This is a genomic window from Polynucleobacter sp. 15G-AUS-farblos, from assembly GCF_018882445.1.
In the GTDB taxonomy this organism is placed as follows: domain Bacteria; phylum Pseudomonadota; class Gammaproteobacteria; order Burkholderiales; family Burkholderiaceae; genus Polynucleobacter.
In genome coordinates this window covers 135615-154553 of the sequence record NZ_JACVOM010000001.1, presented here as the reverse complement: position 1 = coordinate 154553, position 18939 = coordinate 135615, and the positions used below count along the sequence as shown (strand labels likewise).

Below are 18939 nucleotides of genomic sequence, written 5' to 3'. Positions count from 1 at the left end.
CATGGCAACAACAACAGTAAAAGTACTCGCTAAGGAACTTAAACGAACCGCAGTTGACCTCTTGGAGCAATTGAAGGCAGCTGGGATCGATAAAGGTTCTGAGGACGACAGCATTACCGAGAAGGATAAAACGGTATTACTTGAGCATTTGCAAAAAGCTCATGGCAATGCTGAAGCAGGTGCTCGCAAAAAAATCACATTGATTAAGCGTGAGAGCTCTGAAATTCGTCAAGCGGATTCCGCAGGACGCACGCGCACCGTACAAGTTGAGGTTCGTAAAAAGCGTGTGCTGGTCAAAGCGGGAGATAAAGCTCCAGTAGTTGAAGAGGCGCCTGTAAAAGCAGCTGCTCCTGCCGCACCTGCAAAACCGATTCTCTCTGCAGAAGAATTAGAGAAGCGTGCAGCTGAAGCGACTCGACAAGCTGAATTACTAGCACGCCAAGAAGCAGAAATGAAGGCTGCTGAAGAAGCGCGTCAAAAAGAAGCTGCTTCATCTGTTGTTGAAAAGGAAGTTGAGCCTATTGATGCTGCTCCGGCTGCATTAGAGCAAGCTGCTGAGAAAAAGGCGAAGTCTGAAAAGGCTGCCAAAGATTTAGCAGCAAGCAAAGAGAAAGAGTTGGCTGACATACGAGTCCGTCGTGCAGCAGCTGAAGCGGAAGCTTTGGCGATTCGCGACATGATGAGTGCTCCCGCTCGTATTCTTAAGGCGCCAAGTGAGATTACAGCTGAAGAAGCCAAAAAAGGTACTTTGCATAAGCCTGCTAAAGCAGAGGGTGCAGAGGATAAGAAGAAAGCTCCGGCGAAAGTTGGCGGCAAAACGATTAAGTCTTCAGAGACTTCATCTACGTGGCAAGAAGAAGGTGCTAAGAAACCTGGCGGCCTAAAAACGCGTGGCGATACTTCTGGTGGTGTTGGCGGTTGGCGCTCTGGCGGCGGCCGTAAGAAGCAACGTCAAATTGCTGAAGCCAATGTGGATACCAACTTCCAGGTTCCTACCGAGCCTGTAGTTCGCGATGTGCATGTTCCTGAAACGATTACGGTTGCAGAGTTAGCGCATGCCATGGCAGTGAAGAGTGCAGAAGTGATTAAGCTTTTGATGGGTATGGGTCAGATGGTAACGATCAACCAAGTGCTTGATCAAGATACAGCGATGATCATCGTTGAAGAAATGGGTCATAAAGCCCTTGCTGCAAAACTGGATGATCCCGATTTAGATCTTGGTACCGACGGTCATGATGCTGAATTGTTGCCACGTCCGCCTGTAGTGACCGTGATGGGTCACGTTGACCACGGTAAAACATCCCTACTGGATAAGATCCGCTTAGCAAAAGTAGCCTCTGGCGAAGCTGGCGGTATTACTCAACACATCGGTGCTTACCATGTGGAAACACCGCGCGGAATGATTACCTTCTTAGATACCCCAGGCCACGAAGCGTTTACGGCAATGCGTGCTCGTGGTGCTAAGGCAACTGATATTGTGATTCTGGTAGTTGCTGCAGATGATGGTGTCATGCCGCAAACAAAAGAAGCGATTCACCATGCGATTGCTGCTGGCGTTCCTTTGGTTGTGGCTATCAATAAGATTGATAAACCTGAAGCGAATTCTGAGCGCGTGAAGACAGAGTTAGTTGCGGAGCAAGTTGTTCCAGAAGAATATGGTGGTGATGTGCCATTCATCCCAGTTTCTGCAAAAACAGGCGAGGGTATTGATGCCTTGCTTGAGAACGTCTTGTTACAAGCAGAAATTTTAGAACTTAAGGCACCAAAAGATGCACCAGCACAAGGTCTAGTGATTGAGGCTCGCTTGGATAAAGGTAAGGGTCCTGTTGCAACGGTACTCGTTCAATCCGGCACCCTCAAGCGCGGCGATATGTTGCTTGCAGGTTCTACTTTTGGCCGTGTTCGTGCGATGTTGGATGAGAATGGCAAGCCATGCTCTGAAGCGGGCCCGTCCATTCCAGTGGAAATTCAAGGTTTATCTGAAGTGCCTGCAGCAGGTGAGTCTGTTCAGGTGGTTCCTGATGAGCGTAAAGCGCGTGAGATTGCACTATTCCGTCAAGGTAAGTTCCGCGATGTGAAGTTGGCAAAACAACAGGCATTCAAGCTTGAAACCATGATGGAAAACATGGAAGAGGGTGCAGTTGAAGCGAAGTTGTTGCCATTGATCATTAAGGCAGACGTACAGGGCTCCCAAGAGGCACTGTCACAATCGTTGATGAAACTTTCTACTCCAGAAGTTAAAGTTCAAATCGTGCACGCTGCAGTTGGTGGCATTACTGAAACTGACGTGAACTTAGCGGTTGCTTCTAAAGCAGTCATCATCGGCTTTAACTCTCGTGCAGATGCTGCAGCACGTAAGTTGGCTGAGAACAATGGCGTCGATATTCGTTATCACAACATTATTTATGACGCAGTTGATGAAGTGAAGCTTGCATTGAGCGGCATGTTGACTCCAGATAAGAAAGAAGAAATCACCGGTATGGTTGAGATTCGTCAAGTCTTCCTGGTATCTAAGGTTGGCGCGATTGCAGGTTGTTTGGTGGTTGACGGTATCGTTAAACGTACTTCAAGCGTTCGTCTCTTGCGTGATAACGTGGTTATTTGGTCAGGCGAATTGGATTCGCTCAAGCGCTTTAAGGATGATGCTAAAGAAGTTCGTGCTGGTGTTGAATGTGGTCTCTCACTAAAAGGCTATAACGACATTAAAGAGGGCGATCAACTTGAAGTATTTGAAGTGACTGAAGTTGCGCGTTCACTTTAAGCCTAAGCACTATGCATAAATCTAGTCCGCATCGTAACCAGCGTCTTGCTGATCAAATTCAGCGAGACCTGGCCGAACTGATTCCCCGCGAGCTGCGTAGCCCAAGCTTAGGCTTGATTACGCTTCAAAGTATTGAGCTCACGCCTGACTTGGCGCATGCCAAAGTATTTTTTACTGTTTTAGGTGCCGAGCCAGAACATGCTCTCAAAGCATTGCAAGAGAAGGCAGGTTATTTGCATTCTTTGTTGTTTAAGCGTTTGCATATTCACACTGTGCCGACTTTGCATTTTCACTATGACAGCTCAGTTGAGCATGGCATAGAAATGTCTCGATTGATCGATCAAGCGGTAGAGAGCGATCATAAAGACGAGACCAAGTAATTCATATGTCTATACGGATCGATGGCGTAGTGTTGCTAGATAAACCCGCTGGAATGAGCTCACAAGGTGCAGTTACCGCTGTTAAGCGTGCTTTTAATGCCGATAAAGCTGGCCATACTGGTACTTTAGATCCAATGGCCACTGGCTTATTGCCCATTTGTCTTGGGGAAGCCACAAAGTATTCTCAAGATTTATTAGAAGCTGATAAGACTTACGTCGCTAGAGTCCAATTTGGCGCGCGTACCGATACAGGCGATGCTGAAGGTCAAGTTATCGAAACGTATACCTTGCCTACATTTGCCAATGAAGCTGAACTCAAGCAGGCGCTAGATGCATTGCTGCCAAAATTTACAGGAGCTATTTCTCAAGTACCGCCAATGTATTCAGCGCTCAAGCGTGATGGCAAGCCTTTATATGAATATGCTCGCGCAGGTGTTGAGTTAGAGCGCTCACCCCGAGACATCACTATTCATCGCATTCGTTGGACTGATATTCAATGGCCAGAAGCGACTTTAGAAGTCAGTTGCAGCAAGGGTACTTATATTCGAGTTCTTGCAGAAGATCTTGGTACTGCCTTAGCTTGTGGTGCACATTTGGTTGGATTGCGTCGGACAGAAGTAGGGCACTTAAGCCTTGAACAGTCTTTTACTATCGAATCCATTCAGCAGGGTCTCAAAGATAGCGCCAGTTATATCTTGCCGGTTGATGCTTTATTGCAGACCTTGCCACATTTAACAGTGGATGAGCAACAAGCAAAACGACTTGAGATGGGTCAACGTGTCCCACTCAATTTACCTTCTATTGAAGCGCTGGTTCGTATTTACCGCGCTACTGCTGCACCCCATAACTTTATTGGTACTGCAGATTGGCGTTCGGGAGTATTACATCCCAAGCGTTTAATTTCGCAGGCTCATTAACCTTTTTACTGATCCTTAACTTTAGAAGCTTCACATGACTAAACGCGCACTACGTAACATTGCCATCATCGCCCACGTTGACCACGGTAAAACCACCTTGGTTGACCAACTTCTCCGCCAATCGGGAACATTCCGTTCAAATGAAAAAATGACTGAACGCGTTATGGACTCCAATGATTTGGAAAAAGAACGCGGTATTACTATTTTGTCTAAAAACTGTGCAGTGGAATACGATGGTACTCACATCAATATTGTTGATACCCCAGGACACGCAGACTTCGGTGGTGAGGTAGAACGCGTTCTCTCCATGGTTGATGGCGTATTACTCTTGGTGGACGCTGTTGAAGGTCCAATGCCTCAGACCCGCTTCGTTACTAAGAAAGCACTCGCCTTAGGATTAAAGCCAATTGTGGTGATTAATAAGGTTGATCGTCCAGGTGCACGTTGCGACTACGTAATCAATGCAACCTTTGAATTGTTTGACAAGCTTGGCGCTACAGAAGAGCAGTTGGACTTCCCAATCATTTATGCATCTGGTTTAAATGGCTATGCAGGTACAACGGAAGATGTGCGCGAGGGTGATATGCGTCCGCTGTTTGATGCCGTATTGAAATATGTCCCAGTGCGTGATGATGATCCAGATGGTCCTTTACAGTTCCAAATTTCTTCCATTGATTACAACAGTTATGTGGGCAAAATTGGTGTTGGCCGCATTAGCCGTGGTCGCGTTAAATCTGGCATGGAAGTGCTATGTATGAACGGTCCTGAAGGCGTCCCATTTAAGGGCCGCATCAACCAGGTATTGAAATTTAAAGGTCTTGAGCGCGAAATCGTTGATGAAGCAGTTGCTGGTGATATTGCTTTGATTAACGGTATTGAAGACCTAGCGATTGGCACAACAGTATGTGCTGTTGATAAACCAGATCCATTGCCAATGCTCAAGATTGATGAGCCTACTTTAACCATGAACTTTATGGTGAACACGAGCCCATTAGCAGGTCGTGAAGGTAAATTTGTAACGAGCCGTCAGATCCGTGAGCGTCTTGACCGTGAGCTCAAGGCCAATATGGCTTTGCGTGTGCGTGAGACGGATGACGATACTGTATTCGAAGTATCAGGTCGCGGAGAGTTGCATCTCACCATTTTGGTTGAAACTATGCGTCGTGAGGGCTATGAGATGGCAGTTTCTCGTCCGCGTGTTGTTTTCCATGAAGAGAATGGCGTAAAGATGGAGCCATACGAAAACTTAACAGTAGACGTAGAAGATGCAACTCAAGGCGCCGTGATGGAAGATTTGGGTAAGCGTAAAGGCGAACTCCAAGATATGGTCAGCGACGGCAAAGGCCGCACACGTCTTGAATATCGTATTCCTGCGCGAGGCCTGATTGGTTTCCAGGGCGACTTTATGACGATGACCCGTGGAAATGGTTTGATGAGTCATACATTTGATGCTTATGCTCCTGCTAAAGATGGCATCTTAGGCGAGCGTCATAATGGCGTGCTGATTAGCCAAGATGATGGTGAAGCAGTTGCTTACGCTATTTGGAAACTCCAAGATCGTGGTCGTATGTTCGTAAAACATGGCGATCCAGTATATGAAGGTATGGTCATTGGTATTCATAGTCGCGATAACGACTTAGTTGTCAATCCAATCAAGGGTAAGCAGTTAACCAACGTGCGCTCTTCTGGTACTGACGAAGCAGTTCGTTTAGTAACACCGATTGATTTGACCTTAGAGTATGCGGTTGAATTTATTAGTGATGACGAATTGGTAGAGGTAACACCAAAGAGTGTTCGTATTCGTAAGCGCCACCTCAAGGAGCATGATCGTAAGAAGGCTTCCCGCGAGTAATTGTTTGCAGGACCTTGTTGCTTAATAAAAGCCACCTACGGGTGGCTTTTTCTCTATTAACATACTAGCTCTCAATAGTTTGTAACACGATTGTCATATATTTCTATATAATTGGAAATATGAAAAATTCTATTGCAGTTCAAGCCTTTTTGGCTCTGGGCCAAGAATCCCGCTTAAATATCTTCCGCCTCATTGTGCAGAAGGGTGATTTGGGTTTAACCCCGGGTCAAATTATTGAAAAACTGGGCATACCGAATGCCACACTGAGCTTTCATTTAAAAGAGTTAGTACAGGCCGATCTACTGTTGGTCGAGCGGCAAAGTCGAAATCTCATTTACCGACCCAATGCGGGACTAGTTGAGGAGCTCAGTGGATTTTTGCTAGAGAACTGTTGTGGAGGAGTGGTATGTACTCCCGTAAAAACGATCAAGAAAGTAAAATAAATATGAAGCAATACAACATTCTCTTTTTGTGCACCCATAATTCTGCGCGCTCGATCATTGGTGAGGCCTTAGCCTCTACGCATCCGAGTGGAAAGCTGAGGGGTTTTTCTGCTGGCTCTACTCCTGGCACTAGTGTGAATCCCTATGCAGTGCAAATTGCTAAAGAGCTAGGTCTAGACATAGCGCTGCTCAAATCAAAGAGTTGGGATGTGTATGTAAAGTCTGATGCTCCCAAAATGGATTTCATCATTACCGTTTGTGATAATGCGGCCGGTGAACAATGCCCATTTTGGCCGGGTCAGCCGACAACGGCTCATTGGGGCTTCCCAGATCCATCGCAGGTACAAGGCACAGAGCTTGAAAAGAAGGCAGCCTTTAACGAGGTTATGAATGGCTTGAAAAAACGTATAGATATTCTGGCTTCGATGCCTCTAGATAAGCTTGACTCAATGAGTCTGAAAGCGATTCATACACAGTCATGAGCTCATCATCTAAAAAACTCTCTTTTCTAGATCGTTACTTAACGGTTTGGATTTTCGCTGCCATGGCCTTTGGTATTGGCTTAGGTTTTTTCTTTCCCGGCATTGATGGCTTCATCAATTCTTTTCAAGTGGGTACAACCAATATTCCCATTGCGGTGGGATTGATATTGATGATGTATCCCCCGTTTGCAAAAGTACGTTATGAAGATTTGCCTGATGTCTTTAAAGATAAGCGTATCTTCACCATCTCCTTTTTGATGAATTGGATCATCGCTCCTATACTAATGTTCCTTTTAGCTATTATTTTTGTACCTACTCAACCAGAGTACATGGCTGGCCTAATCCTCATTGGCATCGCACCTTGTATAGCAATGGTTATTGTCTGGAATGATTTGGCTAAGGGATCAACAGAATATGCTGCTGGCTTGGTAGCCTTTAATGCGCTCTTTCAAGTACTATTTTTTAGTGTCTACGCCTACATTTTCTTAACAGTACTTCCGCCATATTTTGGTTTAGCAGGATCCAATGTCAGTGTCAGCATGAGTGAAATTGCTCAAAGTGTCTTTATCTATTTGGGTGTTCCTTGTATTGCAGGCATCTTGACACGCATGCTGATGCTCAAGCGCGTTACTAAAGAGTGGTACCACGAGCATTTTGTTCCGCGTATTGGCAAGATCACCTTACTCTCACTGCTTTTTACTATTGTGGTGATGTTTAGCCTAAAGGGAAGTCTGATATTAAGTTTGCCAATGGATGTGCTGACCATTGCTCTTCCATTATTGATTTTCTTCTTAGTCATGTTCCTGCTGACTTTCTGGGTCACGAACCAATTGGGTATCGATTACAAGCGTTGCTGTACTTTATCGTTCACAGCCTCAAGCAATAACTTTGAACTAGCGATTGCAGTGGCAATTGCTGTGTTTGGGATTAATTCGGGGGCAGCCTTTGCTGCGGTGATAGGGCCTCTAGTAGAGGTTCCCATTATGATTGGGCTGGTGACAATTGCTCTTTGGTTTAAAGAGCGCTATTACGCCCGATAAGGTCGAACTAAGTTTTCTACTCCATTCGTATCTTCATCGGATTGCAGTTGATCTAGTTTGGCACGGAGTTGCTTTACTTCCTTACATTTCAAGGAGCGTAATTTTTTACGACTCAAGCCATAGGTGTCTACTAGGTAGCGTACTCTTGCCAGGCAAATTTGCATTCTGATAAGCCAGATAATCGCAAAAATGCCTGGGGCAAATAAAAGCAGTAATATGCTCACGGGTAGATCTTATTTGATCAGTAATACAGGTTGTTTTGCGCCTGCACTGACCTTTTGAGCGACTGATCCCATTAAGGTATCCAGTAATCCAGATCTGCCTTTTGAGCCCATCACAATTAAATCAAATTTTTCTTTGTTAGCAAGACTGAGAATTTCTTGGGCTACATTGCCGCGCTTAATGACCATATTGTGTTTCACGCCAGCTACATCCAAGGCTTTTTGAGCAGTCTTTAAATCTTTTTCGCTGACTTCGCGTAAATAATCGTCGATCACACTATTGGCGACAAATTGTTTAACGTGACCCAGACCAATATCGTCATGAATACTCACTAAGGTTACAGTGCACTTGCTACGCAGATCTTTGACCAACTTTACTACGTACTTCGCTGCATTAAGAGATGATTTTGAGCCATCTACTGGAAGTAATATTTTCATATAAAGCCTTTTCTAATAGGAGTTAGTAAAAATTACTTATTTATTCAATCTATAAAGAGTGTAGTCCATATTCTATTGTGCAAGCAAGCCTAATGGATGAGAGCTTGAATTGGCGATCACGTCAAACCAAGTCCTTAGTCGAAAATGGTATATGTATTCAGTATTTAGTAAAATTACACTACAAATACTATTCCTTTTTTCAGATCTTATGACTGTAAATTCCGCAAGCGTGTCTCCATCGAGAGTCTACTTACCTCTTAATAAGACATACTCCAGATTACTCGATTTTTTTGTTCACAAATTTCCCCATATCGATTGTAGGGAATGGATAACCCGCTTTGATGCTGGACAGATAATGACTATAGATTGTCAGCCCGTTGCTGCAACTGATGCATATTTTGGCAATACTCACTTAATTTATTTCCGTCATTTGGATCGTGAGCCTGAGATTCCGTTTGAGGAACATATTCTTTTTCAAGATGAACATATCTTGGTTGCTGATAAACCTCATTTTTTGCCGGTCACCCCTAGTGGACTTTACTTGCATCAAACTCTGTTAAATCGCTTGAAGCATAAAACTGGAATTCAGGAGCTTAGCCCAATCCATCGAATCGACCGCGATACCGCGGGACTGGTAGTTTTCTCGGTTCAAGCAGTAGAAAGAGGTCTATATCAGAATCTATTTAGAGATAGACTTGTTAAGAAAGTGTACGAGGCAATTGCAGCATATTCAGAAAGTTTGATTTTAAAACTACCCATGACATATCAAAGTCGAATGCAGATATCTGAACATTTTTTACAAATGTGTGAGGTTGATGGTGAACCTAATACAGACACCCAAATTGAGCTTATTGAGATAGTGAAACCCTGGGCAAAATATCGATTAAGACCTGGTAGTGGAAAAAAACATCAGCTACGCTGCCATCTCAATGCCTTAGGTATTCCTATTTTGAACGACCAGATTTATCCGGAGCTCACGCCATATCGGCAATATGATTTAGATCTCAATAGACCCTTGCAATTATTAGCAAAAGAAATATCTTTTTTTGACCCAGTAATACATCAAGAGAGGCAATTTAATAGTCAAATGCAATTAATGAAGCTTGATTAATTTAGGATTTGAGTGGTGCAAAGCTATTTGCTTGAGCAATATCCCAGTAGGTTTGATAAAGTCGTGGCAAATTGCTACCCTCCTCATTAAGCAACAGGCTACCAGCTGGAATGGCGGGTAAAAGATCTGCCAACAGACGAACTTCATTTGCATTAATACGTCGAACAATATGGCGGGTATCTATCTCAATCGGATGATTAAGGCCAGCAGCCTCCACAATCTCCTTTAAAGCCTTGAGTGTTTCATTATGAAAGTTATAGACACGTTCAGACTTATCAGATACTACCAATGCTTTTTGTCTATTTGGATCCTGAGTGGTTACGCCAGTAGGGCAAAAACCGGTATCGCAGATTTGAGCCTGTATACAGCCAACGGCAAACATAAATCCTCGAGCACTATTGCACCAGTCAGCCCCTAAGGCAAAAGCAACCGCCATATCAAAGGCGCTAATAATCTTTCCTGAGCAACCAATTTTGATCTGATCTCTTAAATTAACTCCTACTAGAGTGTTGTGAACTAGGCGAAGACCTTCTTGCAGCGGGGTTCCTACATGATTGGTGAACTCTACAGGTGAGGCTCCAGTTCCGCCCTCAGTGCCATCCACCACGATAAAATCAGGATAAATCTGAGTCTGCAGCATCGCTTTGACGATGGCAAACCACTCCCAGGGGTGACCTATACATAATTTAAAGCCTACTGGCTTACCACCAGATAGATCGCGCAGTTTTTTAACAAAATACATCATCTCAAGCGGCGTACTAAAGGCGCTATGTGAAGCAGGGGAGATGCATGCCTCTCCAACTTTAACGCCACGAGCTTCAGCAATTTCCTGGGTGACTTTAGGGCCAGGCAAAATACCGCCATGGCCAGGCTTTGCGCCCTGGCTGAGCTTGATCTCAATCATCTTCACTTGTGGATTCAGTGCACTGTTAGCGTATTTTTCTGCATTAAAACTACCATCCTCATTGCGACAGCCAAAATAACCTGAGCCAATTTCCCAGATAATGTCGCCGCCATGAGTAAGGTGATGTCTGGATATGGAGCCTTCACCTGTGTCGTGTGCAAAATTTCCTTTTTTAGCGCCTAAATTCAGCGCCTTCAATGCATTGGCGCTCAGGGACCCAAAGCTCATTGCAGATATATTAAAGATGCTAGCCGAATATTTTTGAGTGCAATCTTTGCCGCCAATATTTATTCTGAAGTCATGATTTGCTAATTGGGTAGGGGCAAGTGATTGATTAATCCATTGATATCCAGGTGCCATTACATCTAGTTGGGTTCCAAAAGGGCGCTTATCAGAGACAGCCTTAGAGCGCGAATAAACCAAAGTGCGCTGACTTCTGGAGAATGGTGTTTTGTCGTTATCACCTTCTATGAAGTATTGCCGTATTTCGGGGCGAATGAATTCCAGCATAAAGCGCATATGGCCTAAAACAGGATAGTTGCGCAAAACAGCATGCTTCTTTTGGAGGCAGTCATGAATGCCAATGGCCGTGAGTAATCCAAAAATTTCGAAGAAATACCAAGCGTCAATACCTAATGAGATCGCTATTGCGCTAGTAATAGTCAGCAAAATGCACATTGCAAAAGTGAATAACCTAATAGGAATAGGGCGGAAAGGTTTGGTGTGCATGTGGATAGTCTCAATAATCAGTCCTATTGTAAGCATTTGGTATTCGCCAAATATTTTACTTATCTAGGTATTTCTAGTCACTTAAGCCCATTAATATAATATGCATAAAGCTAGGATTGATCTAGCTCAACTAAATAGATGACTAAACCTCATTCTAGGTGTATTGTGAAGCTGTTAATTATAGATACTAAGGAAAATGATGTCTTTTAATCATGCAGTCGTTTGGATAGACCATCAAGAAGCGCACGTTATGTTTTTGAGCGAATCAGCTAGTGAAGCAGAAGTCATCAAAACAAAATCATCACACCAGCATTTACATCACAAAGGTGGTGCAGTGGGTAGCGGCAGACTTGAGTTGGATGAAAAATATTTACATTCAGTGATCAACGCTGTTAATGAGACAAAAGAAATTCTCGTGATTGGGCCAGGCTCTGCAAAGTTAGAGTTAATCAAGCATGCGCATCATCATGATCCAAAGATTGCCGCAAATATCGTTGGCGTTGAAACCGTAGATCATCCTAGTGATAAAGAAATTCTGGCTTATGCGCGTAAGTTCTTCTACAAAGTGGATCAAATGCTATGAGTATGGAGCCCTTAGATCCTGATGGACTGCCAGGTCATGACTACTTCTTAGATGCAGTCAATCATATTGATCAAGCAGTCTCTAACAGTACGATTCCTGCAAGTGCTGCCAAGGGAATTGTGTATAGCTTAGTCGAAACGCTGGGAAGTATGGTGGGTGACCCCGATCTACCGGCGCATCTCAAATCCGGTTATATGGGTGCTTTGGATTTAGCGGTTGATTTAGAGGCAAAACTCTCTAAATTGCGCTAGATCTTGTTTCATTAGTGTTTCAGCATGTATTTCGAGATGGGGGCAAATTGTTTGCCCCTTTTCTTTTGTCTTCTCGTTTTAAAATAGCGCTTAATCCGATCTTTTTAAGAAGTACATGCTGAACACCCCCAAGAAGCGCTTAGCAGTTGCACCCATGATGGAATGGACTGATCGCCATTGCCGATCATTTCACCGCACACTCACTAAAGAAGCTGTTCTTTATACCGAGATGGTGACAACTGGCGCTTTAATGCATGGTGATGTGCCGCGACATTTAGATTTTTCATCAGATCAACATCCAGTTGTGCTTCAGTTAGGTGGATCAGAGCCGAGCGACTTGGCTAAATCTGCAGCACTTGCACAGCAGTGGGGCTATGACGAGATTGATTTGAATTGTGGTTGCCCATCTGAACGAGTGCAGCGTGGTGCATTTGGTGCCTGCCTCATGGCTGAGCCTAACTTGGTGGCCGATTGCGTTAAGGCCATGAAGAGCTCGGTTGATATTCCGATTTCGGTAAAGCATCGCCTAGGATTGGACTCCATGGATGCTGCAAGCTCAGAGCAGGATTATCAATTTGCGCTCAATTTCATCTTGGCAGTAGCTGATGCCGGGGCAAGTCAAGTAACGATTCATGCGCGTAATGCAGTGCTAAAAGGTTTATCGCCCAAAGAGAATCGCAGTAAGCCACCTTTGCGTTATGGGGTTGCTGCAAAACTGAGACTTGATGCACAAAAGCAATTTCCCAATTTGAAAGTGCTGCTTAATGGTGGTCTGGAATCGAATGATCAGATCGCAGGACATTGGGATGAGTTCGATGGCTTTATGGTGGGTAGGGCGGCATATCATTTTCCGGCCTTACTGTTGGGTTGGGATGATCTGATTCATACCAATGGCGATGCGGCGGGTTATCTCTTTAGCGAGACAGAGTGGCACCGTATTCAGATTGCGTTGGTCAAACAGGTTCATGCATGGTTTGATGAATGCAAAGCCAAAAACAAACCTTTTTATATTGGCGCATTTACTAGACATATTTTGGGCTTGGCTCACGGTCGAGCTGGCTCTCGTTATTGGCGCCAGAGACTCTCCGATCACCATGCTTTGGCTAAAGTGCAAAGCAAAGCTGCCATAACTGACTTTTTCATCGATGCCAGTCTGTGCCTTGGTGATTGGGCTGCTTTTGAGTTTGAAAGCGCCTAAATAGGCCATTTTTGACAGCTTTTTAAGCAAAAAGCTATAATGTCACCTCTACAACGGCGGACGTAGCTCAGTTGGTAGAGTCCCAGATTGTGATTCTGGTTGTCGCGGGTTCGAGCCCCGTCGTTCGCCCCAAAATAATTAAATAAAAGCTCCTTATGGGAGCTTTTTCTATTAGAGTATTTCCCATGAAAAAGTTCGACATTTACCAAATCCTTTTTGGCCTGGCTCTCACAGTAATTGCGCTGTATTTCATGCTACGGCCATCAACTAGTCAAGCCGCCCCTAAGTCCTCGATTTCGACTATCCAAATCGATAAGCTCATCTGGGATCAAACGGAGATGACGATTGGGGATGTCAAAGGCTTTGCATCAGCTACAGGCTTTGTCAGTGCGGCTGAGAAAAATGGCGGTGGCCTTTCTTATGAAGCGGGTTTTGTTAAAAAGCCAGGTTGGTCTTGGAAAACACCTTACGGCGTTCCTGCCAAGGATTTAGAGCCAGCAGTGCATCTCAATCAAAAAGAAGCGGAATCTGTATGCCGTTATTACGGCAAGAGATTACCCAGTAATGAGGAGTGGATTTCTGCTGCATTCTTAGAGCAAAGAAATAATCCGCCAGCTGGCTATGTCAAAGGGCAGCGTTACCCTTATCCAGGCGGAAGCACTCCAACACCATCCCACTGCTTAAGCGGCTGTGGTGACTACAAAGGTCTAGCACCAGCAGGTGCATTGAATCGTGGCACAGGTCATGTAGTAGCTGGCACCACTAAGCCTGGCGTCAATGGTCTATTGGATATGGGCGGTAATGTTTGGGAGTGGACGGCTACCGAACGCAACGGGGGCTACATTACTCGAGGTGCGTCTTGGTGGTATGGGCCAGAGCGACAGCAAGAGTCTGATGTGGAATCCAAGCCTGGCGATATCGCCGTGGTTTATATCGGATTTCGGTGTGTAGCTGATGCCGTGAAACAATAGGGAATGTCTATCACCCCAAGTAATGCATCCGAGATTGAAGTTACGCCCGACTATCAGGCTGTAATAGATGCCATTGAACGTCATGATCCCTATATATTTGTTAGTGGTAAGGCAGGTACCGGTAAGACAACCTTAATTGGTTATCTACGAGAAATCATTCCTGGCAACGTCGTTGTTGTCGCGCCTACTGGTGTAGCCGCATTGCAAGTGAAGGGTGTGACTATTCATTCCTTCTTTAGGTTGCCACCACGCCTGATCTTTCCCGAGGAAGATATCAAGCCACTGCGTGATAAGCGCCTCTATAAAGATATTCGCTTGCTCATCATTGATGAGATCTCCATGGTTCGAGCCGATGTAGTGGATGCGATGGATTTATTTCTGCGCGAGAACGGTCCGCAAAAAGGAAAACCTTTCGGTGGCATTCAGGTGATGTTTGTGGGGGACTTGTTTCAGCTACCCCCCGTAGTCTCTAGTGGCGATATGCAAGTACTCTCAGAGCGAGGCTACGAGGGTCCTTATTTTTTTTGCGCCATGGCGCTCCATCGTAAAGATGTCACCATGATTGAGCTCTCTAAAATATTCCGTCAAAAGGATGCGCATTTCGCCAGCCTATTAAATCAAATTCGTATTAATCAAGATGTGGATGAGGCTATTGATACGCTCAATGCGCAGTGTTATCGACAGAATGAAGTGGTGGATGAAGATACGATTACCTTAACCACGACCAATGCCAGAGCGGATCAAATTAATGGGGCGGGTTTACGTGCAATTACAGAGGATGTCAAAGTCTATTCCGGCAAGACCACTGGCAAGTTCAATGTAGATGAGCGTAATTTGCCATCACCAAATAATCTAGCCTTAAAAGTAGGTGCTAAGGTGATGTTTACTGCTACCGATAGTGGGTTTCCAAAGCGCTGGGTTAATGGGACGATCGGTGTTGTACGCGAACTATTGCCAGATAAGGTCAAGGTCATGGTCAAGAATGGACCTTATTCCAATACGGTAGAGGTGGTAGGCCATCAATGGGAATCCTATCGCTATGACCACGACATGATGTCTGGAAAGATATCGCCACAAATTATTGGTACCTATGTACAAATACCACTGATGTTGGCTTGGGCGGTCACGATTCATAAAAGTCAGGGCAAAACACTAGACAAAGTGAAGGTAGATCTTTCATCTGGTGCCTTTGCCTCGGGGCAAGTATATGTCGCACTCAGTCGCTGTAAAACCATCGAAGGCATTTCACTACAAAGGCCAATTGAACCTAAAGATGTGAGTTGTGATCAAGAAATTAAACGCTTCTATCTGAATTGCCTCCCTTCCTCATAGGGATTTTCAGGCCCCTTGACTGTGCTTTTATTTAGTAATAACATTGTTATTACTATGAATAAGAAGCAAAACCTCATTACCCCTCTTAAGGTATCCATGCCGGTTTCGGTAAGGGCTATTGGTAATTCCAGGGGTGTTGTTATTCCTAAAGCGATTCTTGAGCAACTCGGTATTGAGAGAGAGATGGATATGTCAGTCGAAGATGCAAAAATTATATTGAGTAAACCAAAAAACCCAGTGCGAAAAAGTTGGGCAAATGACGCTAAGGCGATTGCAACTGCTGGGGAAGATAAATTGATTGCTGGCGACTTTAATAACGAGAATGATGGGGACTGGGTTTGGTAAGAAGCATTGTTGGTCGCGGAGAGATATGGCTCATTAAGCTTGATCCAACTAAGGGAAGCGAAATTAAAAAAACTCGACCATGTCTTATAGTTTCACCTCAAGAAATGAATGACTATTTGAATACTGTCATTATTGCGCCAATGTCAACCAAGGCTAGGGCTGCCGAATTTCGTATTCCCATAACCCACGATAAAAAGCAGGGACTAATTTTGCTTGATCAAATTCGTACAATAGACAAGGGTCTCTTGCTTAAAAAGATTGGCTCTTCTAGCCCGAAAACATTGCAGGCTAGCTTGAGAGTTTTACAAGAAGCATTTGCAATCTAGTAATCACTAGAAACCAGCAGCTAAACCGTCTCTTCGATGGTCACTTCCAGCGATAAATGCGGAGTCTGCATCATCATTGATCATGGCAATGGCTTGTGCGCTTCCAAAGTCTAGACTATTCGCAGGCTGAATAGCCACCTCATGACCAAGTACCTTGAGGCCATCAACAACACTTTGGGGCATCGATGCTTCAACCGTTAACTTACCTAGATCATCAATTCGCCAACGCGGCGCATCAGAGCAGGCCTGAGGATTCAGATACTCATCAACGAATCGCATGACAAATTGAATATGACCTTGAGGTTGCATATTGCCGCCCATCACACCAAAGGCCATTGAGGGTCTACTTCCTTTGGTTAAGAACGCTGGAATGATGGTGTGGAATGGGCGCTTGCCAGGAGCAACTTGATTAGGATGACCATCTTCAAGATTAAAGCTCATTCCACGGTTATGAAAAGCAATGCCACCAGGCGCAACAACACCAGAGCCGAAGCCTTTGAAGTTCGACTGTATATAAGAGATCATCATGCCTGATTCATCGGCGGCGCATAGATATACCGTGCCACCAGAGTGAGGATCACCTGGGCCATAGGTTCCAGCTTGCTGGTGATTAATTAAGGCTGCGCGACTTGCTAAATAGGCTTTATCTAATAGGGCGCTAGGTGCTACCTTCATTGAGCTAGAGTCAGAAACATAGGCATAGGCATCTGCAAAAGCCATGCGCATCGCTTCTACTTGTAAATGAATACGTTGAGTAGAATTGGCTGGATACTGTTTTACGTTAGCAGCTTCTAGGATACCTAGTGCAATTTGAGCAGCAATACCTGAGCCATTCGGTGGAATCTCATGAAGCGTGTATTCGCCATAATTAAACCCTAAGGGCTCAACCCATTCAGTACTGTAGTTGGCAAAGTCTTGCATCGTAAAACAGCCACCAGTTGCTTGAGCAAAATCGACCATCGACTTTGCTAAGGGACCTTTATAGAAAGATTCAGTTTCTGTGGCGGCAATTTCTTTTAAGGTTTTAGCCTGAGCGGGATAGCGCCAGATTTGGCCAGCACTTGGCGCCTTGCCATCAATCAAAAAGGATTCAGAAAACCCTGGTTGATTTTTCAGGATCGGAATCGCTTCACGCCATTGACGTGCAATGACTGGTGAAACTGGATAACCATTCTCTGCGTAATCAATTGCGCGTTTAAATAGTTGTGCAAAGGGTAGCTTGCCAAATTTGCGTGATAGCTCAATCCATCCTGCAACGACACCCGGTACGGTTACGGTTTTCCAGCCAATCAAATCCATTGCCTTCTGGGTGGCAAAGTATTCTGGAGTCCATGCGGCAGGCGCTTGACCTGATGCGTTTAAGCCATGCAATTTTTGACCATCCCAGATTAATGCGAAACCATCTCCTCCAATGCCATTCATGGTGGGTTCAACAACCGTGAGGGTGATGGCGGTAGCAAGTGCAGCATCAACTGCATTGCCACCATCCTGTAGTGCTTCAATACCTGCTTGGGTTGCAAGTGGTTGCGAACTGGCTACTGCATTTCTGGCAAGTACTGGGGCACGGCCGCCACCAAAGGGAGGGGAAATCAACATAAGGTATTTAAAAAGCTAAATAGGTTTAATCAAGTCAGTCGATAAAGGGATTAGTCGACTTTCACATTGGCAGACTTTACTACTTTCTCCCATTTGTCGTGTTCTTTTACTGTGATCTCTGCTAACTGCTCAGAGTTGGCAAATTGCGGGTGAATTCCCTGAGTTGCCATACGCGCTTTGAAGTCAGGATTCGTCAAAATCTTGCGGATCTCCCGTTCCAATCTTGCTACTACAGCAGGTGGAGTATTTTTAGGTACATACACCGCATAAAAGTTTTCAACATCAAATTGTTTCATGCCATCTTGTCCTAAGGTGGGAACATTGGGCATGAGGGGTGAGCGCTCTGCAGCAGCGATTGCAATTGGGCGTAGCTTGCCGCTTTGGATATGCGGTAATGATGCGGTTACGCTATCAAACATCATCAAAGTATTGCCCGCAATAAGGTCAGGTAGTGCAAAGGCGCTCCCTTTATAAGGGATATGGGTGCCGGTAGCGCCGATACGCTGCATGAAGAGAGTGGATTCAAGATGAGATAGGCTGCCATTTCCTTGGGAGGCATAGCTAAGGTCACCCTTTTTGGATTTAATAAAGGCAATCAACTCAGGAACATTTTTTGCGGGGACGCTTGGGTTCACCACAATTAAATGAGGCACCGTACCAATCAAAGCAACTGGCATGAAATCTTTACGAAGATCTGCGGGAGGGTTTTTAAATAAAGCTTGAGAGATGGATTGATTAGTAAGGGCGCTTATATGAATGGTGTATCCATCTGGATTCGCTTTAGCAGCTGTCCCTAGGCCGATCATACCTCCAGCACCGGGCTTATTTTCCACAATCACAGATTGCCCCAGAGCTTCACTCAGAGGGGCCGTCACTGCACGCGCGAAGACATCGGTAGATCCACCCGCAGGAAAAGAGAGCACCGCAACAATCGGCTTTTTAGGCCAATCAGTTTCATTCGCTGCGAGAACAGATGCGGATAGGTTCAAGAGGGTAAATAAACTGAGAAAGATCGGTTTCAGGAAAGTCATTTTGGTATCCGATGGGTTGATAGGTAAT

Annotated in this window: 20 protein-coding genes and 1 tRNA gene; 16 read left to right on the top strand and 5 right to left on the bottom strand. The window is 44.8% G+C overall.

The features are described from left to right. The first annotated feature begins 1 nt into the window (after nt 1). The 7 genes from infB to arsB all read left to right on the top strand — a co-directional run bounded on the left by infB (nt 2) and on the right by arsB (nt 7875). Nucleotides 2–2761 carry a translation initiation factor IF-2 gene (infB, locus tag ICN41_RS00735; RefSeq protein WP_216290903.1) on the top strand — a complete coding sequence of 920 codons (2760 nt, stop codon included), beginning with the start codon at nt 2–4 and terminating at the stop codon, nt 2759–2761. A gap of 11 nt (nt 2762–2772) precedes the next feature. Next, nucleotides 2773–3141 carry a 30S ribosome-binding factor RbfA gene (gene rbfA / locus ICN41_RS00730; protein ID WP_215322622.1) on the top strand — a complete coding sequence of 123 codons (369 nt, stop codon included), beginning with the start codon at nt 2773–2775 and terminating at the stop codon, nt 3139–3141. A gap of 5 nt (nt 3142–3146) precedes the next feature. Further along, nucleotides 3147–4058, top strand: coding sequence for a tRNA pseudouridine(55) synthase TruB (truB, locus tag ICN41_RS00725; protein ID WP_216290902.1), 912 nt, complete (start codon nt 3147–3149; stop codon nt 4056–4058). A gap of 34 nt (nt 4059–4092) precedes the next feature. Next, the gene (typA, locus tag ICN41_RS00720) at nt 4093–5910 is read left to right on the top strand and encodes a translational GTPase TypA (protein ID WP_216290901.1); all 1818 of its coding nucleotides are present in this window, start codon (nt 4093–4095) and stop codon (nt 5908–5910) included. Nucleotides 5911–6029: 119 nt separating this feature from the next. Then, nucleotides 6030–6353 carry a helix-turn-helix transcriptional regulator gene (locus ICN41_RS00715; protein WP_216290900.1) on the top strand — a complete coding sequence of 108 codons (324 nt, stop codon included), beginning with the start codon at nt 6030–6032 and terminating at the stop codon, nt 6351–6353. After that, nucleotides 6350–6835: an arsenate reductase ArsC gene (locus ICN41_RS00710; RefSeq protein ID WP_216291366.1), complete on the top strand. Its 486-nt coding sequence runs from the start codon at nt 6350–6352 to the stop codon at nt 6833–6835. Before ICN41_RS00715 ends, ICN41_RS00710 begins: the two co-directional genes overlap by 4 nt. Then, nucleotides 6832–7875 (top strand): ACR3 family arsenite efflux transporter, encoded by a 1044-nt coding sequence (arsB, locus tag ICN41_RS00705; protein WP_216290899.1) that lies wholly within the window; start codon nt 6832–6834, stop codon nt 7873–7875. The genes ICN41_RS00710 and arsB overlap by 4 nt, the downstream gene beginning before the upstream one ends. Here arsB and ICN41_RS00700 read toward each other — a convergent pair. After that, nucleotides 7863–8099 (bottom strand): hypothetical protein, encoded by a 237-nt coding sequence (locus tag ICN41_RS00700; RefSeq protein WP_216290898.1) that lies wholly within the window; start codon nt 8097–8099, stop codon nt 7863–7865. The genes arsB and ICN41_RS00700 overlap by 13 nt on opposite strands. 9 nt (nt 8100–8108) lie before the next feature. Beyond that, nucleotides 8109–8534, bottom strand: a complete 426-nt coding sequence (locus ICN41_RS00695) for a universal stress protein (protein ID WP_216290897.1) — start codon at nt 8532–8534, stop codon at nt 8109–8111. Nucleotides 8535–8742: 208 nt separating this feature from the next. On the opposite strand from ICN41_RS00695, the gene ICN41_RS00690 reads away from it, so the two are divergent. Continuing rightward, nucleotides 8743–9645 carry a pseudouridine synthase gene (locus ICN41_RS00690; RefSeq protein WP_216290896.1) on the top strand — a complete coding sequence of 301 codons (903 nt, stop codon included), beginning with the start codon at nt 8743–8745 and terminating at the stop codon, nt 9643–9645. A 1-nt stretch (nt 9646) separates the two neighbouring features. Here ICN41_RS00690 and ICN41_RS00685 read toward each other — a convergent pair whose 3' ends face one another. Further along, entirely contained in the window at nt 9647–11227 is a 1581-nt protein-coding gene (locus ICN41_RS00685; RefSeq protein WP_255537862.1) for an FMN-binding glutamate synthase family protein, read from the bottom strand. A gap of 250 nt (nt 11228–11477) precedes the next feature. Here ICN41_RS00685 and ICN41_RS00680 point away from each other — a divergent pair, with 250 nt between their 5' ends. The 8 genes from ICN41_RS00680 (at nt 11478) to ICN41_RS00645 (ending at nt 16284) form a co-directional block, all read left to right on the top strand. Beyond that, nucleotides 11478–11861, top strand: a complete 384-nt coding sequence (locus ICN41_RS00680; protein WP_216290895.1) for a translational machinery protein — start codon at nt 11478–11480, stop codon at nt 11859–11861. After that, nucleotides 11858–12112, top strand: coding sequence for a hypothetical protein (locus tag ICN41_RS00675; RefSeq protein ID WP_216290894.1), 255 nt, complete (start codon nt 11858–11860; stop codon nt 12110–12112). Before ICN41_RS00680 ends, ICN41_RS00675 begins: the two co-directional genes overlap by 4 nt. A 115-nt stretch (nt 12113–12227) precedes the next feature. Continuing rightward, on the top strand, nt 12228–13310 hold the full coding sequence (gene dusA / locus ICN41_RS00670; RefSeq protein ID WP_216290893.1) for a tRNA dihydrouridine(20/20a) synthase DusA: 1083 nt from the start codon (nt 12228–12230) through the stop codon (nt 13308–13310). A 56-nt stretch (nt 13311–13366) separates the two neighbouring features. Then, a tRNA-His gene (locus tag ICN41_RS00665) sits at nt 13367–13442 on the top strand. A gap of 53 nt (nt 13443–13495) precedes the next feature. Beyond that, entirely contained in the window at nt 13496–14281 is a 786-nt protein-coding gene (locus tag ICN41_RS00660) for an SUMF1/EgtB/PvdO family nonheme iron enzyme (protein WP_216290892.1), read from the top strand. A 3-nt stretch (nt 14282–14284) separates the two neighbouring features. Then, on the top strand, nt 14285–15613 hold the full coding sequence (locus ICN41_RS11420) for an ATP-dependent RecD-like DNA helicase (protein WP_216290891.1): 1329 nt from the start codon (nt 14285–14287) through the stop codon (nt 15611–15613). A 54-nt stretch (nt 15614–15667) separates the two neighbouring features. After that, nucleotides 15668–15958 (top strand): AbrB/MazE/SpoVT family DNA-binding domain-containing protein, encoded by a 291-nt coding sequence (locus tag ICN41_RS00650; RefSeq protein WP_255537827.1) that lies wholly within the window; start codon nt 15668–15670, stop codon nt 15956–15958. Nucleotides 15959–15963: 5 nt separating this feature from the next. Then, entirely contained in the window at nt 15964–16284 is a 321-nt protein-coding gene (locus tag ICN41_RS00645) for a type II toxin-antitoxin system PemK/MazF family toxin (RefSeq protein ID WP_216291363.1), read from the top strand. A gap of 6 nt (nt 16285–16290) precedes the next feature. Here ICN41_RS00645 and ICN41_RS00640 read toward each other — a convergent pair whose 3' ends face one another. Together ICN41_RS00640 and ICN41_RS00635 are read right to left on the bottom strand one after the other, a co-directional pair. Continuing rightward, complete coding sequence (locus ICN41_RS00640) at nt 16291–17880, bottom strand: gamma-glutamyltransferase family protein (protein WP_216290890.1); 1590 nt, start codon at nt 17878–17880, stop codon at nt 16291–16293. A 50-nt stretch (nt 17881–17930) separates the two neighbouring features. Then, complete coding sequence (locus ICN41_RS00635) at nt 17931–18911, bottom strand: tripartite tricarboxylate transporter substrate binding protein (RefSeq protein WP_216290889.1); 981 nt, start codon at nt 18909–18911, stop codon at nt 17931–17933. Nucleotides 18912–18939: the final 28 nt, after the last annotated feature.

Coding starts and splice junctions, on each gene's coding strand:
- ICN41_RS00635 (WP_216290889.1), bottom strand. CDS start 18,911: ATGACTTTCCTGAAACCGATCTTTCTCAGTTTATTTACCCTCTTGAAC.
- ICN41_RS00650 (WP_255537827.1), top strand. CDS start 15,668: ATGAATAAGAAGCAAAACCTCATTACCCCTCTTAAGGTATCCATGCCG.
- arsB (WP_216290899.1), top strand. CDS start 6,832: ATGAGCTCATCATCTAAAAAACTCTCTTTTCTAGATCGTTACTTAACG.
- ICN41_RS00690 (WP_216290896.1), top strand. CDS start 8,743: ATGACTGTAAATTCCGCAAGCGTGTCTCCATCGAGAGTCTACTTACCT.
- ICN41_RS00675 (WP_216290894.1), top strand. CDS start 11,858: ATGAGTATGGAGCCCTTAGATCCTGATGGACTGCCAGGTCATGACTAC.
- ICN41_RS11420 (WP_216290891.1), top strand. CDS start 14,285: ATGTCTATCACCCCAAGTAATGCATCCGAGATTGAAGTTACGCCCGAC.
- ICN41_RS00660 (WP_216290892.1), top strand. CDS start 13,496: ATGAAAAAGTTCGACATTTACCAAATCCTTTTTGGCCTGGCTCTCACA.
- infB (WP_216290903.1), top strand. CDS start 2: ATGGCAACAACAACAGTAAAAGTACTCGCTAAGGAACTTAAACGAACC.
- ICN41_RS00680 (WP_216290895.1), top strand. CDS start 11,478: ATGTCTTTTAATCATGCAGTCGTTTGGATAGACCATCAAGAAGCGCAC.
- ICN41_RS00685 (WP_255537862.1), bottom strand. CDS start 11,227: ATGTGCATTTTGCTGACTATTACTAGCGCAATAGCGATCTCATTAGGT.
- truB (WP_216290902.1), top strand. CDS start 3,147: ATGTCTATACGGATCGATGGCGTAGTGTTGCTAGATAAACCCGCTGGA.
- ICN41_RS00715 (WP_216290900.1), top strand. CDS start 6,030: ATGAAAAATTCTATTGCAGTTCAAGCCTTTTTGGCTCTGGGCCAAGAA.
- ICN41_RS00640 (WP_216290890.1), bottom strand. CDS start 17,880: ATGTTGATTTCCCCTCCCTTTGGTGGCGGCCGTGCCCCAGTACTTGCC.
- typA (WP_216290901.1), top strand. CDS start 4,093: ATGACTAAACGCGCACTACGTAACATTGCCATCATCGCCCACGTTGAC.
- dusA (WP_216290893.1), top strand. CDS start 12,228: ATGCTGAACACCCCCAAGAAGCGCTTAGCAGTTGCACCCATGATGGAA.
- ICN41_RS00695 (WP_216290897.1), bottom strand. CDS start 8,534: ATGAAAATATTACTTCCAGTAGATGGCTCAAAATCATCTCTTAATGCA.
- rbfA (WP_215322622.1), top strand. CDS start 2,773: ATGCATAAATCTAGTCCGCATCGTAACCAGCGTCTTGCTGATCAAATT.